The following is a 789-nucleotide window of genomic DNA, read 5'->3' as shown; positions in this document are numbered from 1 at the left end:
GCGGGTCTTGCCTGGGTCCTCCTCGTCGTCGCCCTCGCCGATCCCGGCCGGCCCCTGCCGGCCGGCGCCGTGCCCGCCAGCGGCCGCGACCTGATGATCTCCCTCGACGTCTCCGGCAGCATGGAGCGCAAGGACTATGGCCTCGACGGCACGCCGGTCCGCCGCATCGACGCGGTGAAGGAGGTGGCCGACCGCTTCCTCGCCGGCCGCCGCGGCGACCGCGTCGGCCTCGTCGCCTTCTCCGAGGAGCCCTATCTCGCTGCCCTGCCCACCTTCGACATCGGCCTCCTGCGCGAGACGCTGGCCGGCCTGCAGATCGGCATGCTCGGCCGCTCCACCGCCATCGGCGACGGGCTCGGCCTTGCGCTCAAGCAGCTGGAAAAGTCGCCGGGGCCGACGCGGGTCGTGCTGCTTCTCTCCGACGGCACCAGCACCGCCGGCAAGGTCAGCGCGCTGGCCGCCGCGGAACTTGCGAACCGCCTCGGCATCAAGGTCCACACCGTCGCCCTCGCCGCTGCCGCCGGCAGCGCCGACACGCGCGAATTCGTCGACATCGCCGCGCTGGCGCAGATCGCGGCGGCGACCGGCGGCGAGCATTTCGCGTCCGCTCCACCGCCGACCTCGAGGACGTGTCCGCCGCCGTCGACCGGCTGGGAGCCGTCGCGGGCGCAGGGCGCGGTGGTGTCGCTGCGCGAGGGCCTGTGGATCTGGCCGGCCGGCGCGGCGCTGGTCGTCCTGCTCGCCAGCCTGCTGCTGCCGGGCCTGAGGTGGGCGCGATGACGGAGATGC

General features: G+C 74.5%; 1 protein-coding gene. It reads left to right on the top strand.

The window, feature by feature from the left end; all coding sequences use genetic code 11:
* On the top strand, positions 1-780 hold a 780-nt coding region (locus tag A6302_RS20585), incomplete at its 5' end, for a VWA domain-containing protein (protein ID WP_069308545.1).
* Positions 781-789 lie beyond the last annotated feature (9 nt).

Origin of the sequence: Methylobrevis pamukkalensis, from assembly GCF_001720135.1 — a bacterium.
Taxonomy (GTDB): domain Bacteria; phylum Pseudomonadota; class Alphaproteobacteria; order Rhizobiales; family Pleomorphomonadaceae; genus Methylobrevis; species Methylobrevis pamukkalensis.
Note: the sequence above shows the minus strand (reverse complement) of the source record. Positions and strands in the feature narration are given on the sequence as shown.